13 protein-coding genes are annotated in these 14,314 nt (G+C 63.8%); 4 read left to right on the top strand and 9 right to left on the bottom strand.

Annotation, left to right across the window (positions count from 1 at the left end; translation table 11 throughout):
• Positions 1-218: 218 nt before the first annotated feature.
• The 5 genes from VEK15_20825 to VEK15_20805 form a co-directional block, all read right to left on the bottom strand.
• A complete protein-coding gene (locus VEK15_20825; protein HXV63156.1) occupies positions 219-668 on the bottom strand; it encodes a VOC family protein in 450 nt (149 codons plus the stop codon).
• Positions 669-702: 34 nt separating this feature from the next.
• Positions 703-2,850, bottom strand: a complete 2,148-nt coding sequence (locus VEK15_20820) for an ABC transporter ATP-binding protein (protein ID HXV63155.1) — start codon at positions 2,848-2,850, stop codon at positions 703-705.
• Positions 2,847-5,531, bottom strand: coding sequence for a cysteine peptidase family C39 domain-containing protein (locus VEK15_20815; GenBank protein ID HXV63154.1), 2,685 nt, complete (start codon positions 5,529-5,531; stop codon positions 2,847-2,849). The genes VEK15_20820 and VEK15_20815 overlap by 4 nt, the downstream gene beginning before the upstream one ends.
• Before the next feature lie 16 nt (positions 5,532-5,547).
• Positions 5,548-6,732 carry an HlyD family efflux transporter periplasmic adaptor subunit gene (locus tag VEK15_20810; GenBank protein ID HXV63153.1) on the bottom strand — a complete coding sequence of 395 codons (1,185 nt, stop codon included), beginning with the start codon at positions 6,730-6,732 and terminating at the stop codon, positions 5,548-5,550.
• A 139-nt stretch (positions 6,733-6,871) separates the two neighbouring features.
• A complete protein-coding gene (locus VEK15_20805) occupies positions 6,872-9,160 on the bottom strand; it encodes a DUF5916 domain-containing protein (protein ID HXV63152.1) in 2,289 nt (762 codons plus the stop codon).
• A 199-nt stretch (positions 9,161-9,359) separates the two neighbouring features.
• Between VEK15_20805 and VEK15_20800 the strand changes: the two genes are divergently transcribed.
• The 4 genes from VEK15_20800 to VEK15_20785 all read left to right on the top strand — a co-directional run bounded on the left by VEK15_20800 (position 9,360) and on the right by VEK15_20785 (position 11,038).
• Positions 9,360-9,608, top strand: a complete 249-nt coding sequence (locus VEK15_20800; GenBank protein HXV63151.1) for a type II toxin-antitoxin system prevent-host-death family antitoxin — start codon at positions 9,360-9,362, stop codon at positions 9,606-9,608.
• Positions 9,601-10,002 (top strand): type II toxin-antitoxin system VapC family toxin, encoded by a 402-nt coding sequence (locus VEK15_20795; GenBank protein ID HXV63150.1) that lies wholly within the window; start codon positions 9,601-9,603, stop codon positions 10,000-10,002. The genes VEK15_20800 and VEK15_20795 overlap by 8 nt, the downstream gene beginning before the upstream one ends.
• A gap of 287 nt (positions 10,003-10,289) precedes the next feature.
• On the top strand, positions 10,290-10,616 hold the full coding sequence (locus VEK15_20790; protein HXV63149.1) for a type II toxin-antitoxin system HicB family antitoxin: 327 nt from the start codon (positions 10,290-10,292) through the stop codon (positions 10,614-10,616).
• Positions 10,616-11,038 carry a type II toxin-antitoxin system VapC family toxin gene (locus VEK15_20785; GenBank protein ID HXV63148.1) on the top strand — a complete coding sequence of 141 codons (423 nt, stop codon included), beginning with the start codon at positions 10,616-10,618 and terminating at the stop codon, positions 11,036-11,038. Before VEK15_20790 ends, VEK15_20785 begins: the two co-directional genes overlap by 1 nt.
• A gap of 204 nt (positions 11,039-11,242) precedes the next feature.
• Here the strand turns inward: VEK15_20785 and VEK15_20780 are convergent, their stop codons facing one another.
• The 4 genes from VEK15_20780 to VEK15_20765 all read right to left on the bottom strand — a co-directional run bounded on the left by VEK15_20780 (position 11,243) and on the right by VEK15_20765 (position 14,280).
• Complete coding sequence (locus VEK15_20780) at positions 11,243-11,467, bottom strand: hypothetical protein (GenBank protein ID HXV63147.1); 225 nt, start codon at positions 11,465-11,467, stop codon at positions 11,243-11,245.
• A 233-nt stretch (positions 11,468-11,700) separates the two neighbouring features.
• Positions 11,701-12,645: an MBL fold metallo-hydrolase gene (locus VEK15_20775; GenBank protein HXV63146.1), complete on the bottom strand. Its 945-nt coding sequence runs from the start codon at positions 12,643-12,645 to the stop codon at positions 11,701-11,703.
• The gene (locus VEK15_20770; GenBank protein HXV63145.1) at positions 12,642-13,532 is read right to left on the bottom strand and encodes a catechol 1,2-dioxygenase; all 891 of its coding nucleotides are present in this window, start codon (positions 13,530-13,532) and stop codon (positions 12,642-12,644) included. The genes VEK15_20775 and VEK15_20770 overlap by 4 nt, the downstream gene beginning before the upstream one ends.
• Entirely contained in the window at positions 13,525-14,280 is a 756-nt protein-coding gene (locus VEK15_20765; protein ID HXV63144.1) for an acetoacetate decarboxylase family protein, read from the bottom strand. Before VEK15_20765 ends, VEK15_20770 begins: the two co-directional genes overlap by 8 nt.
• Between the last annotated feature and the right edge of the window lie 34 nt (positions 14,281-14,314).

The following is a 14,314-nucleotide window of genomic DNA, read 5'->3' as shown; positions in this document are numbered from 1 at the left end:
GATGTGCACGTCCACCGGCTCTACGTTGTCCGCCCCGAAGAACGACTCGAGCTCGCTTTCCGAAGTCGTTGCCGTGATCCGGCCGACTCTTTCGCCTGGCACGATGAGCCAATCTGACGAAGCCTGCTGCGCCTGGAGGATACGCAGGTACAGCAGCGCGCAGACAATCATGATTGGCTCCGTGAGACGGTGAGTCACGCGCGGTTCAGTCTACTCGCCTACGTGGCGCGCGCTTTCTTCGTCAATTCCTTGCGCGGGGCTCTCGCACTCTTCTTTTTTTGCGCTCGACGCGGCCGAACGGCGTGTGCGAAGTACCACTCATGGCCTTCGGGATCTTTCGCACCATAACGCCGATGCCCGTACTCTGTATCGGTTGGTTCCTCCAGGATCGATGCACCGGCCTTTTGAGCGCGCCGAAAGTGCTTGTCGACGTCGGCGACGTCGACGTAGAGGCTTTGCGTCGCTTGACCGATTTGCCTGGGATTGCGGTAGGCGGACGCCGGCCGTCCCATCATGATGATACCTTTGCCCATCTTCATCGCGGCGTGGTTCGTCTTGCCATCCGGTCCGCGTACCTTCGCACCGTATTGGCGAAACCCAAATGCCTTGGCCAGGAACTTCAGGGTACCGTCAACGTCTTGGTAGTAGAGATACGGCGTGATCGCCATGACTACACCTCCTCCTTTCTGGAGATTGGTCGGCTCAAGGATGAGCGACAAGGACCAAAGTAGGAGCGCGCTCGAGGACGCACGCGAGTGCGCGGCGAAGGTTGTCGGGGTCGAGGGCCGACAAGCTTTCGTCCAGGATCACGATCTCGGAATCCTGAAGCAAGGCGCGCGCGGTGAAAAGGCGCATTCGCTCACCGTGAGATAGCTGCCAGCCGGACTCGCCCACCATCTGGAGCATGCCCGCTGGCATGTGATCGAGGAGCTCTCCGAGCCCGAGCTCGCGACAAAGCGATTCGGCCTCTTCCATATCCTTCGCGTGCGGAGGCCAGCGGCGTCCCATCAGCAAGTTGAATGCGAATGTCTCGGTGATGACGTGATTCTCGTGAAACTGAGGCGCGCAGGCGATCGTCCTCGCCCAGCCTTCCGGACCCAGACTCCGCCGGTCGAGTCCGTGCAGGAGCAGCAACCCGGAGTCGGCGGCCCGCAGCCCGTTCAAAAGCGAGACGAGAGTGGACTTGCCGCCGCCGGATGGCGATTCCACCAGCACGCGGTCTCCTTGATTGACCTGCAAGCTACATCCGCGAAGAACGGGCTCGGCACGGGTTGCGTAGCGGAACACGAGATCGGTCGCCTCGAGAATCGGACGCCCATTGGGCTCCTTCTCGTTGACGATCGCCGCCGGGGTGCGCTTGCGAAACCGCAAGGTCGGATCACCGGCAGGCTCATCGCGCGCCGCGGCGCGAAACAAGAACGCCACCTGCCGCCAGGCGATCGCGGCGCCGGTGGCAAAGGAGAACCCGTCGACCAGCTTCTTGAGCGCGCGCTGAGCGAGAATCGTACCGCCGAGGCCGGCGGCGACGAGACCCAGGCTCGCCTCGCCGGATACGAAAGCAGGGCCGAGACCCAGGAGGCCGAGCGCGAGCCAGCCCCGCGGCACCACGGCGAGAAAGGCCGCGTCCCGATCCATCGCGCGCGACGAATCGAGGTAGCGTGTCAGCGCCCGATCCTCGTCTTCGTGCCACTCAGCCGGTTGAAGCTGGGCGAGCCGGGTGCGGTGTCCCACCATACGCTCGATGAGCTCATGGCTCATCGATAGCCTCTCCTGGGTCCAGCTGATGCGCGACCGGACATAGCGCCATCCCAGAAGCGATGCCACGGCGAGCCATCCGACCAGCAGAAGCGTATGCACCAGTCCGCCGGCGCCGGCGGAAAGAATGACACCGGCAACGACGAGCTCGATCGTGGCGGCGACGGAGAGAAACCCTCCGGAGAGCGCAAGAGTTTCGACCGCCTCGGACTCGATCACCCGTCCCAGGTGGTGTCCCACACCGTCCCGCCGAACCTCTTCCGGCTCGAGACGCAACGCACCGTGAACGAGCCTCTGTTTCAGAAGCCCACCCGCTCCCACGGCGAAACGTCCCTCGAACCAGGTTGCGGTCATGCGAAAGGGGAGCATCGTAACGAAGAGGAGCGCCCACGCCAGCAGCCACCCCCAGTCCAACCGACCCTCGAGCGCTCCCTGAGCGAGCAGCCACCAGGAGAGCACCCAGAGCAGGTAATCGATCGTGTAAGCACCGACGAAGAGCAGCAGATTCTGGGGCAGCCTCGCTTTGAACGCTTGCTCCGCGAACGAGCTCCCCGGAGACAGCCGAAGAAGCCAGCCATCGCCAACCCGCTCCCGGCTCAATCGCTCCTGCAGGAGCGCTTCGCGCATCGTCCGGAGCCGGACTCCGGAAAGGCCGACCTGGGATAGCATCTCGTCAACCCCGGTACTCGCCGAGGACTCGAAGCGTCGGCCGAGGAGCGCCTTCAGCGCGTCGATGGAGAGGGATTGCTCCGCATGGTCGTTCCCGAGCACTCGCACGTGTCTGCGGTTCGTTCGCCTCGACGGACGAAGAAGGAGCAGGAAGCCGCTGTCACCTGGCAAGCGCACGACGGAGGGACCCGAAGCGCGGAGAAACGAATCCGCGTCGCGATAGAGGAGCTCGACCGGCTCGGCCTCCAGACCGAGCCAACTCGCCGTGGAAACAATCCAATCGCTCAGCTCCTCCCGATCCAGTCCCTTCTCCGGCGCTCCCGCCGTCACGCGGCGGCGTGCAAGACCGCTGGCGCGCGCGAGAGCCTCGATGCCATCGCCCAACCGGTCTTTCGACCAAACGATGGTGTCTGCCCACGCCGTCATGGAGGCGCCTCGCTCTCGAAGGCTCGACCCCGTTCCAAGCGAACCCGGCGCCAGGGAACGCGGCGCCAGAGCGCTCTTGCTTCCTCTTCGGAACGGAGCATTTCCTGATAGAAGGATCCGGGCCGCTCGAGCAGTTCCCCGGGGCCGCCATCCTCTACGATGCGCCCACCGCTCATCACGAGAACCCGGTCGAACGTGCGTGTTTCGCCGACGTCGTGAGTAGCGCAAATGAGCGTCGCCGAGCGCCAGAGCTCGCGCGCGCGGGAAAGAAGCTCGATCCGCTGCGGGCGGTCGAGACCCCGAAAGGGCTCGTCCAGAACCGCAAGCCGCACTCCGGAGCGCAGCATCGCGCGGGCGAGGCGCACGCGCTGGCCCTCGCCACCGGACACGAGACCGCCCCCTTCTCCCAGGAACGTCTGATGCCCCTGCGGAAGCATCTCGAGCACCGGTCGGAGGTTGGCCTGTTCCACCACACGAGCGAGACCCAGGTCTCCATCGAGGGTTGCGCCGTAGCGCAAATTGTCTAGCAACGAGCGGTTCCAAAGCTGAACGGCAGGATCCACCCAGGCTGTCTGCGCTCGAAGCTCGAGAAGCTTTCTTCCGTCGAGGACCTCATCGTCTACGAAAATCGTCCCTCGGAACGCACGATGCCACCCGAGAAGAAGCCCGAGAAAGGTCGTCTTGCCGGCGCCCGAAGCGCCGACGAGCGCCACGTGGCTGCCCCGCTCGATGGACAGCTCCAAGCCTTCGAGGACTCGGTGGCCTCCCAGCTGAACGCTCACGTCCTGCATGCGGATCGAAACGCCGGGTGGCTTCGTTCGCTGGGTCCCATCTGGCCCCGCGGAGCCCGGCACGGTTTGCTCCTCGGGCGCGTTCAGGGGCTCGAGGGTTCGCAGCGTGACGTTTCGGTGCTCGGGATACCTGCGCGCGAGCTGCGCCACCTCGAGGCCGAGCACGGGGAGGTTGAGTGCCCAGTAAGCGAGCAGCAACAAGAGTCCGATCTCCGCGCCGCGTCCGACGTGCTGGAACACCAGGAGAACCGCGAGCGCGTAGCCGACGAAAAACTGCGTTGCTTCGAGAGTGACCGCCGCGCCTTGCAGCTTCAGCCGCGCTCGCGCCCATTGCGATAGAAGGGCCTCGTGCTCACGACGGAGTGAGCGCTCCGCACCATGTACGCGGAGCGGAACGAGTCCGAGCAGCGCGTCCAGGGTGAATCGACCCAGTCCTGCCAGGTGGCTCCGAACGCGCAAATCCCTCTCCTGGAGGATCGGTTGTGCGATGAGCGGTATACCCAGGGCGAGAGCGGCGGCCAAAAGCGCCATCGGGGCGAGCTCCCAATCGAGCCAGATGATCCCGACCGCGGTCAGGAGAAGCTCGAAGGTGGATCGTACCAGGCGTCCGCCGAGAACCGGGACCTGCCTCAGACGGTAAAGGCTGTGATTCCGCTCCGCCATGTCCGAGGTCAACCGGCTTCGGAAGTAACGGTCTCCGAGCTTGGTGATCTTGTCCTGGAACGCGATGCGCAACCGCGCTTCCATTCTGCGGCCAAGCTGAAGCTGACCTCGCGCTATCACGAGCTCCACCAGGGCGAGAAGCATCATGAGCGCGACCACCGCACCGAGGGCGGTCATGCGTTGTCCCGATAACTCCAAAAGGGGTGTGAGCTCGAGAAGCGAGCGGAACAGCACCGCCTCGAGCACCACCGCCGACGCGGCGGCGAACAAGGCCGCGATGAGAGCGGTGGGTTTCAGGACGCCATCGGCGCGAAGCATCTTCAAGAGCTCGCGGCCCGGTTGGATCGGCCGCTCTTGTCTCGCTGCCCGGAGCTCGGGAGAGATGCGCGGAGGCACCTTCTTGCGATCGGAAGGTTGCATCCTTCCGCGTACGCGTACCAGGACCGCACCTCGCACGAGGACGGTTTCTTCCGTCGGCGACGAGCCGTTCGGCGAGGAGCCGGCTCTGACGGACCAGTATGGCGTGGGAATGGCCTGCGATGGATCAAGGCCCGGTCTTCGGGCAACATCGAAGAGGCTCTCGACCGCTCGAGCCGCACCCTTTCCTTTACGGACGCCGCGCGAGCGGACCATGGACGAGACGGCCCGCGCGGCCGCGTCGAGCGAGGCGAGCCCGAGCCACCCGGGCGTTTCCTTGGCTCGACTGACCAGCGCCTCGGCTCTTTCCGTCGAGACTCCGAGATCCAGAAGCCTCCTTCGCCAGCACGCGGAGGCTTCCGCCGAACGGGCCCACTCGCTCCAGGCCGCTGCGGGAACGGGCATGACGTGCTCGTAGAGCTCCCGATCGAGCTGCGATGGGCTCACCCACCGGCGCCCCACGGCGGGATCCATCAGCTGCACCAGTCCCGCGAACCGGCTCCATACCACGATGAAATGCGTGCTGTTGTTGGGCGCCCGGACGACGAGAACGGCCGGAAGTGCATTCGCTTCTTCGAGAAGCAAATGCTCGGCAGGCACGAGGATCTGCTCGGCCCGAAGACCGAGCTGTCCGGCGACTTCCTCCAGGGTATCGATGGAAGTTCCGTCCACGTCGGTCTGGCACGCTTCCCGCAGTCGACCGTAGCTCATCGAGATCCCGTGCCCTTCGAAGAGGCTCTTCAGTGCGGCAGGACCGCAGTCGAGGGCCGAGCTCTGAACGACTTCGGGAACGATCCAGCGACGATTCAACGAGGGGGCCCAGGGATCACGGCTCGGGATAGGACGGCATTTCCACTCCGGGCGGAATCGCGGTCGAGTCCGCGGGCCGGGACCAGGCGCGCCCCGCCGCACGCAACACGAGAGCCGCCGGAGTGATCTTCTCCACCTCGACTTCGAGCGTGCCCGGAAGTCCGTGCTCTAACGGAATCGGAACATCGGGTCCCCCGTGAACGTCGAGCTCGACCCGAATTCGTCCGTTGCCGGTCTCCTCGGCCACTCGCGCCACCGTCGCGCTGACGGTGCCGTACTGCACCCAGGGGAATCCTTCGAGCCGAAGCCGCCCCGGCTGACCGGGCTTCACCCGGCCGAGCGCTTCCGGCGGGCGATATTCGGCGACCACCTTGACCTCTCCCGGCGGAACGACCGACCCGAGACGCTCGCCGACGGGGATGACCGCGCCGATTCGAAATGGGATCACTTCGCCCAGGCGGCCGGCGACGGGCGCGCGGATGCGGTGCTGCTCGAGATCGTGCGCGAGGCGAGCCGTCTGCGCCTCGAGGCTGGACACCCGGCCACGAAGCTCGGCCGCGCGTCGCTCGAGCTCGGCGAGGAGTGCGCGTTTTTCGCTTTGCGCGAATCGACGATCCATCTCCAGCCGCTTCACGGCTCGCTGCTGCGCCTCCGCCGCCGAGCGTCGCTGCTCGGCTTCGGCAGCGGCGCGCCGGCGTTCGGCCTCGGGAAGCAAACCCTCGTCTTGCATGCGAGCGAGCCGGGCCGCCTCTTCTTCCGCCAGTCGAGCCGCCGCTTCGGCCTCGTCGCTGAGCGAGCTGGCCTCGTCGAGCGCCGAGCTCTCGCCTCGAACGGCCTCCTCGAGCGCCTGCTCTTGTGCGCGCATCTCATCTTCCAGCTTGATGCTCTGTTCCCGGAGCGCCGCCATCTCCGCTTGCGCCTCGTCCATCTGATGACGAACCGACTCCGAATCGAGCTCCACGAGTAGCTCGCCCTCTGTGACCTTGCGTCCGAGAACCATGTTGCTGCTGATCACCCGGCCCCCGGTCGACGCATGGATCGGATGGACCTCCTGGTCGACCTCCAAGCGCGCCTGGTCGGTCGCGGCATAGATGGAGACCTCGGCAAAGAAGAACCAGGCGCCCCAGACCGCCATCAAGACGACTACAACCACGAGGGCGACCAGGGTCGATCGAAACCCGTCCTGCGAGAGCGAACGCATCGACTGCCCGAATGGAGTCAAATCGGGGCTCCGCGCTGGAGACGGGTTGAATATAAGAAGGCCAATTCGGTCTCCGCTTCTAGCATTCTCGAACAGAGGATCCTTGATTGTCGAATGCTTCGACTTCCACGGCGCGGGCTCAGAAACGGACGAGGCGGGTCAGCTTCACCGCGAAGCTGCGACTCTGAAGATAGAGCGGATCGTCGAGCGCCGTGGTTCGGCCGTCGCTATAGACCACGAAGAAGTCGCTACCGGGGAGATATTCCCAGCGAAAGCGCACGTTGGTCAGCACCTCGCTATCGAGAGAGGCGTATTGAACGAGCGCGCTCAGGGACATTCTGGGCGACATGTTGAACGTAACCCGGCCACCGAGCAGCGTGGCGGTGAAATCTCCCTCGGGGAGACTCACCCGATTCACCGAGACGTTCGGCTCGATGCCGAGACGAGGCGAGGTCTCGATCCGGCCTTCATAACCGATTTCTCTCCGAGTGCCATCGTAGAAGCCCCCGAGCTCGGCCGAGACCCGACCCGAGACTTTGCGCTGCGGTCCCAGCCGATAGGCGAGCCTCACGTTATCGAACCGATATTCGTCGACCGGAAGGATGACACCGGGAGCGATCTCGAACGGCTCGGGAAGGAACTCGAAATTCTTCTCGTAGTCGACGCTCCACTCGTCCCCGTTCTCGATCTCCATCCGAAAGGTCATCTGCGCCTGGCGGCTCTCGAGTCTGCCGAGGGTGTCGGCGACGTACTCGATGCCAGGCTCGAGACTGACCTTGCGGATCCACTCCACCCCGCCCGGCCTTCGACGGCTCAGTCGGAATTTCCCGACGGTCTCGCGAAAATCCTCTCGCCGGAGGAAGCCAATCTCCGGGTTGAAGTTCTCACCTACCAGCGTGTGGCTGACTCGTGCCCCGTAGAGATCCGAGTTGTAATCGAAGATGCCTCGATAGCTTCTGTCTTCGCCTCCCGAGAGCTCGGGGGTGTGCGTCGCCGCATAGTAACCGCCGACCACGAGGCTGTCGGAAAGCCCGAAGCTCGCGTCGACGCCGAATGCCTGATTGGATCCGTCCGACACGACCGATTGGGAGCGGTGGGTGAGGATCATCCCCACCTGACTCTTGCGAAAAACATCCCGCTTGAGGCGGAACACCGAAAAGCCCGTCGGCTCGATACCCGTGCCGTCTAGGCCATCGGTATGGATGTTGAGAGCGCCCAGGGTGTAGCTCCCTATCTTCCCGGTCACGCGGGCGCCGGCACGGATCGGAACTTCTCCGTAGTCGGAAATACCGATGCGGCGACTGAAGAAGAGCACCGGCGTGTTGCTGGGAGGACCACCGCCTCCACCGCCGCCGCCTCCACCAAAGCCGGCGTTGCCAAAGGCGAAGACACCCTGCCCCTCGAGGAAGAACTCCCTCTTTTCCGGAAACTGGATGTCGAAACGCGTCAAATTGACCTGGAGCTCGTCGTCCTCCACCTGGGCGAAGTCCGTGTTCACCGTCACGTCCGCCACGAGGCTTCGCGTGAGCCCGTACTTGACGTCGAAGCCCGCGTCGGCCCCGAGGTCGTTCTCGATGGCCGGCTCGGCGATCCGGTCGGTGCGGACGGTGGTGATGCCGTATGGCTTGATCTCGAGATTGCGCGCCACCGCGGGCTCGAGGCCCACGAGATTCGCCGCCGAGGAGACCTTGACCAGGCCGCGCAGATCGTAGGACGCCGGAATCGGCGTGAGGTACGAAACTTCGTTCTTCCACTGTACGATCCGCCGAAAGTTGACACCCCAGATCTGCTGGTCGCCGGTTCGGAATCGAAGGGACTTGAAAGGGATGGCCATCTCGACGGTCCAGCCATTGTCGAAGCGTGCCGTGCGAGCATTCCAGATGGTGTTCCAGTCCTTGTTCACGTTCCGCTCGTCCACGGCGAGCGCATCGGTCAACCCGCCGAGAAGGTTGACGTGGAACATGAAGGAATTCCGCCGATCGTGAAACGTGTCGAAGGCGACCCCGAAATTCTCGTTTCGCGAGAGCGACTGATGATCGCGCCTCATCTCGTTGCCCACCATGCGCTCCGGATGGCTGTCCCAGCAGCGGGCGGAGACGTAGACGTTGTCGGAGTCGAAGAGCATCCAGACTTCCGTCTTTTCGGTCGCGGGCGCGCCCTCGTGCGGCTCCTGCTGAACGAACCCGGCGATCGCCTCGACCTCATGGTAGACGGGGTCGTCGAGCTCGCCGTCGATGATCACGGGCTCTCGGATCCGGGTCGCCCGGACCGTCACGCGGCCTTCCGCGTCCCTCGCCACGACCGCTGGCGGTGCCGGAGGCGGAGGTCCATCGACCTCGTCCCAGGAGAGGGCGCTTCCACAAAGACCGAGAGTGACGAGGAAAACGGGCACCACCTGGAGGCGCCCCATCTGTCGCGGACTCGTCATCTGCTGTTTTGGGTGGGGTACGAGAGTTCCTCGGGCTCCACCGGCATAATTATTCAAACAGTCTCATTATAGTGTTCTCGCCGACGGGGGCATGCATTCTTGACAATGAGTTACACCGTCTCGGCCCGCTCAAGACACGGAATCGATGGGCCGCTGCCCCCCCCTTTGCCACCAAATGCTACATGTGCTACATTGGGATATGAGTAGAACCATCACGCAGAGAGAGCTGCGGAATGACTCTGGCGCCGTACTGCGCGAAGTCCAGGCGGGACAGACGATCGTCGTCACGCGCAACGGAGTCCCGGTCGCGGAGCTCCGACCCATTCCACCTCGCAGATTCGTGCCGCGGGTCGCGATCCTGGAGGCTGGACGACGTGCCCCTCGGGTCGACGCACGAAGGTTTCGGGCCGATCTCGATGCCGTCGTAGACCAGTCCGTCGATGGTTGAGCCGACGAAGGGGTTGCTCGATACTTCGGTGGTCGTGGACCATGATGTAGTCGACCCTGCCCTTCTCCCCGATGAATCGGCGATCACAGCAGTGACCCTTGCCGAATTGGCTGGCGGGCCCCACGCCACTCCCGACGCGCAGGAGAAGGCGCGACGCCAGGACCGGCTCCAATGGGCGGCGTCGACATGGAATCCACTACCTTTCGATTCCGAAGCGGCTAGAACCTATGGCCTGGTCTTCGCTGCCGCGAGAGCAGCCGGACGTTCCAGCCGAACCCGCTTCGCCGATCTACTGATCGCCGCCACCGCCGCGGCCAACGGTCTGCCGCTCTACACGAGAAACCCCGACGACTTCGCCGGCCTCGAGGAAATCTTGACCGTCATCGCGATCTGATTGCCACCGCGCCGAGTGTGACGAGCTTTTATTCCCTGTCTGCCACCAACTCGTCGAGCATCGATTCGAGTTGGCGGTCACGATGGAGAGAACCGCGTAACCTTCCCGTTGCAGGGCATGAACGAGCCCCTCGACTCGGGCATCACCGTCCCCCACTGTGATCACGACGTCCGCGCCACGCGTATGTCCGTCCTCCGATAGCCGTTTCCATCGTGACCGACGTAGACGTTGCGGCTTTGAGTCCTCTCCCCTGCATGGGTAGAATGGTGTTCGGATAGGAAAGATCGATGCCAATCGAAAGCACACCTAGGAAACTGACTTACAACGTGTTCGTCAAGAAGACGGGAAACCGTTTCACGGCGACCGTTGTCGGCTTTCCGAACTGCACCGTGAAGGCCGCCTCCCGTGCCGAAGCGATCGAACGAGCGCGCGACGCTGTAGCAGAGTTCGTCTCCGAAGCGGAGCTCGTGAAGATTGAAGTCGAAACGGTGTCGCAGACTCCCTCGCTGCGTGATTTCGCCGGTATGTGGGCGGACGACGAGACGTTCGACGAGTTTGTCGAAGCGATGCAGTCCTACCGCCAGGAAACAGACGCGAGCGAGCCCGCGTCCTGATGGGACCGTTCGTCCTCGATACGGACCACATCACTCTCCTCCAACGCGGCGATCGAAACGTCGTAGAGCGGTTCGGAGACATTCCGGAAGAAGCGGTTGCTACTTCGATCGTTACGTACGAAGAGCAACTCCGAGGTCGCCTAACCGTGGTCCGTCGTGCGAACACGCCCGAGCGACTCGAAGTCGCATACCGACGACTTCGGGAAATGCTGGAATTCTTCTGTGCGATTCGGATCCTTGATTTCGATCAGAAGGCCGCTGAGATCTACGGGACCCTCCGCCGTCAGCACGGTTCCGTCGGAACGATGGATCTGCGAATCGCGGCAACGGTTCAATCGGTCGAGGGGATCATCGTGACACGGAACACGCAGGATTTCGAGCTCATCGGCGGATTGCCGATGGAGGACTGGTCTTTACCTTGACGCAAGCCTACAGATAGTTGTATCGCGTCACCGTGGGTCCCATCGGCTGAAATCTCCCCATAGAAGTGTGGTTTCGGGAAAAACGTCGCGGGTAAAGCGCGGTTCGGAGCGCACCGAGACGGCGAGCCTTCCGATCAGGGAGAAGCCCAACCCCGGCCTTCTCGAGCTCACCACACAGGCGCCGAAGGGCCGGCTCCAGAAAGCTCACCGTCTATTCAGCGGCCAGTCGAGTCGGCGCCCGGGGCAGTCGCCGTCCTCCGCGCCAGGCCGGTGACGGAGCCAGGCCCGGAGTCGCTCCTCGATCTGCTGCTCACTCGCGTCCGGATGCTCCCGTTTGAGGTTCTGCCGCATGAGACGGACTCCGTCATCGAAGAGATCGAGCGCGATGCGGAATCGCTCGGCCGGCGTGAGCTCCGGGGCTTTTTTCACGACAGCGGTATCTTATCAGTGGGACTGCAATCACATCACCCGAATTGGTCGCCTTGATGCGTGAACTCTTCACGCGGGCAGGACACGGTGCCGCAACGCCGGGCTCGCGGCTTCCTGCGATGAGCTCGACGTCATGCTTCTCTATCTGTCGCCCGATGAGAGCAAATGGATAGTGATAAGCGCCGCCTCGATCCGTCAGTCGGTCGGCGACGTGCAGGATCCGCATTCCGGTGTCACTGGTCGCCGACCGTCCGCCTCGGGTGAACTTCGATCGTATCGCCAATCTCGATCTGCATCAGGTCGTAGCCCACGGCGAGCGGCCCATCGTACGTCTTTCGCGTGGGCGGGATCAGATCCTCGGCGAGCGCGGGCGACGGGACGATGTGCGAGTAAACGGCGAGCCGGGGTCTCACCTTCGCGAAAATGCTGCCGACTTGCTCGGGGCTCGCGTGGTGCGCGATGACGCGCTCGACGGTACCAGGGCCGACGACCTTCGCCCGGCGAAGCTCGACCTCGGGGCTGATGACCTCGTGCACCAGAACGTCCACGCCCCGGGCGTGCTCGACGATGGGCTCGTAGTACCGCGTATCTCCCGAGAACGCCGCCGAGCGACCGTGGAAATCGACCCGGTACCCGTAGGAGGGCACCACACCGCCCCCATGATCGACAGCGAAGGCGGTGATCTTCAGCCCGTCGCGATCGAGGATGACGCTCGGCTCGACGTCACGGACTTCGAGAACGATTCCATCGGCATGATAGCCCTCGTCTCCGCTGCGAACGCTCTTGTCGAAAGCGAAGGCCTTCTCGAGGTGGTCGCACATCGCCTGCGTTCCCGGCGGGCCGAGGACGGATAGGGGCCGATCGCGACCGAAGATCCATCCCGTGAGCCAGAGATCGGGAAAGCCCACGACGTGGTCGGAATGGAGGTGGGTGAACAGAATCAAATCGACGGCGCGGATCTGCTCCGCGCTTCCGATCTGGAATAGGCGTTGAATGGCGCCCCGTCCGACGTCGATGACGATCGAGGTTTCGTCGGCTTCGACGAGAACGGAGGGACCGAAGCGCTCCATCGTCGGACGGGGATTTCCGGTACCGAGCAAGGTAATGCGCAACGTCTGCGAGGCGGAGTACGGCGCCGTCGCGAGCACTGCCGCGACGACGACAAGGGCTTTCTTCATCGATTCCTGCTCCTTCCCATCCAGCCCGCCTCGGGCCGCTCGAACCAGACGTGCACTTGTCCGGTCCCGGTCGCGTTCTCGTACTCGGAGAATCGCTTGCCGGGCGCGATGCAATCGCCGCCACCGAGAGCTCCCACCATCATCAAGTAGTGCCCGAACTGTCCCTCAGGTGAGAAGGGGAGGTAGTCGTCCATCGTCGCGATAATGCGTGCGTGATCGCCCTTTTCCATGAGAGCGATGCGACTCTCGTCCGCGGAGCGCGCTTCAGGAGTCCGGATGTGGATCGGATCCGACGACTCGTGCTTCTCGAGCTCACCGAGAGGCCAGAAACGATGGCTCATGCCGCCGGATGCCATCAGCACGACGCGGCGATCGAGCTTCTCGATGGCTCGCCCGAGCGCGGCGCCGAACGCAAGGAAGTCGTGAGGCTCACCCGTCTGCGCGATGCTCACCGAGACGACACGCTCGCCCGCATGGAGATAGGTGACGAGATTGATCGTGGGGTAGTGCAGGGGAAGACACGGATCGTCGACCGCGAAACTGCGCGTGCCCTGTTCGTTCGCAATCTCAGCCGTGAGGGTCGCGAGCTCCGGGTCTCCGTCGTAGTCATAGGGCACTTGACACATGCCGCGCGGAAGCTCATCGGACGTGAACTTGCCCGAGCGGTGTGCGTGCGAAGCCACGAGGTGCTCGACGGTGCTGAACCAGTGCGTGTCGAATATGACGAAGGTATCGGCGCGAAGCCGGTCCAGGACCTCGCCACGCAGGCGTCTCAGGCCGGGGACGAGACTGATCTCCTTGCCTTCGTTGAGCTCGTATCGGGTCTCTTGGGGAAGCATGATCGTCGGTGCATGAGACAAGAGCCCGGCGCCGACGACCTCACCCATGATGACGCTCCAGCGTGGTGCCTCCCTTCCACGTGACTCCGACGCTCCTCCAATACCCTGCGAGTATCTCTTTCGGCTCGAGAAACGGGTGGTGCTGATGAAGCTCTGCCTCTCCCCGGTAAGCAGGCCCGAGGTCGACGTCCTCCCCCCTCATCGTCACGATCTCGTGAAGAGCATTGGGACCGTCCGACTCGATGGCCGGCAGAATGCGGTGATGCAACATGGCGTGTGCGTTCACGAAGCCGCCGGTTTCACTGGGACCGGTGAGTATCAACTCTGCGTCCAGGATCCGCCGACCGCCGGCGGAGAGGCTCGCGCCGAATCGACCGCCTGGCTCGAGGCGCGGTCCGGCGCGGCCGACCGTGACCGGGCGGGTCATCCAGATCTCCCCGAGTTTCTTCGGATAGCCCTGATGGTAGCCCCTCACCAGGGAGAAGTCCTTGTCGACCCAGATATCGACGCAGCGAGAGTACGTTTCGCCCCGGTAGCGGCAGCGGACGACGTAGAAGCACTCTTTATATTGCGAACGGACCGGATCGAGGAGCTCCTCGAAGCTCCCCGAGCAGGACTGCCAGTCCGCCCAGATCGCCGCGACCGCTCCGGGGTCTTCTCCGGCAAGCTCGAGCGGGTCCGGCAGAAGGGCCGCCACTTTCCCGGGATCGGTTCGATACTCGATTGTCAGAAGATCGCCGGAGTAGTACCAGGGAGGCGGCGGCACCAGGGAAACGAAGCCCTGCCAATCAGGCATCCCATACCACCCGGAGCGACTTGGGACCGCGGAA

Source organism: Vicinamibacteria bacterium (assembly GCA_035620555.1).
Taxonomy (GTDB): domain Bacteria; phylum Acidobacteriota; class Vicinamibacteria; order Marinacidobacterales; family SMYC01; genus DASPGQ01.
The sequence above is the reverse complement of the archived record's forward strand: the minus strand, read 5'-3'. Positions and strand labels throughout refer to the sequence as shown.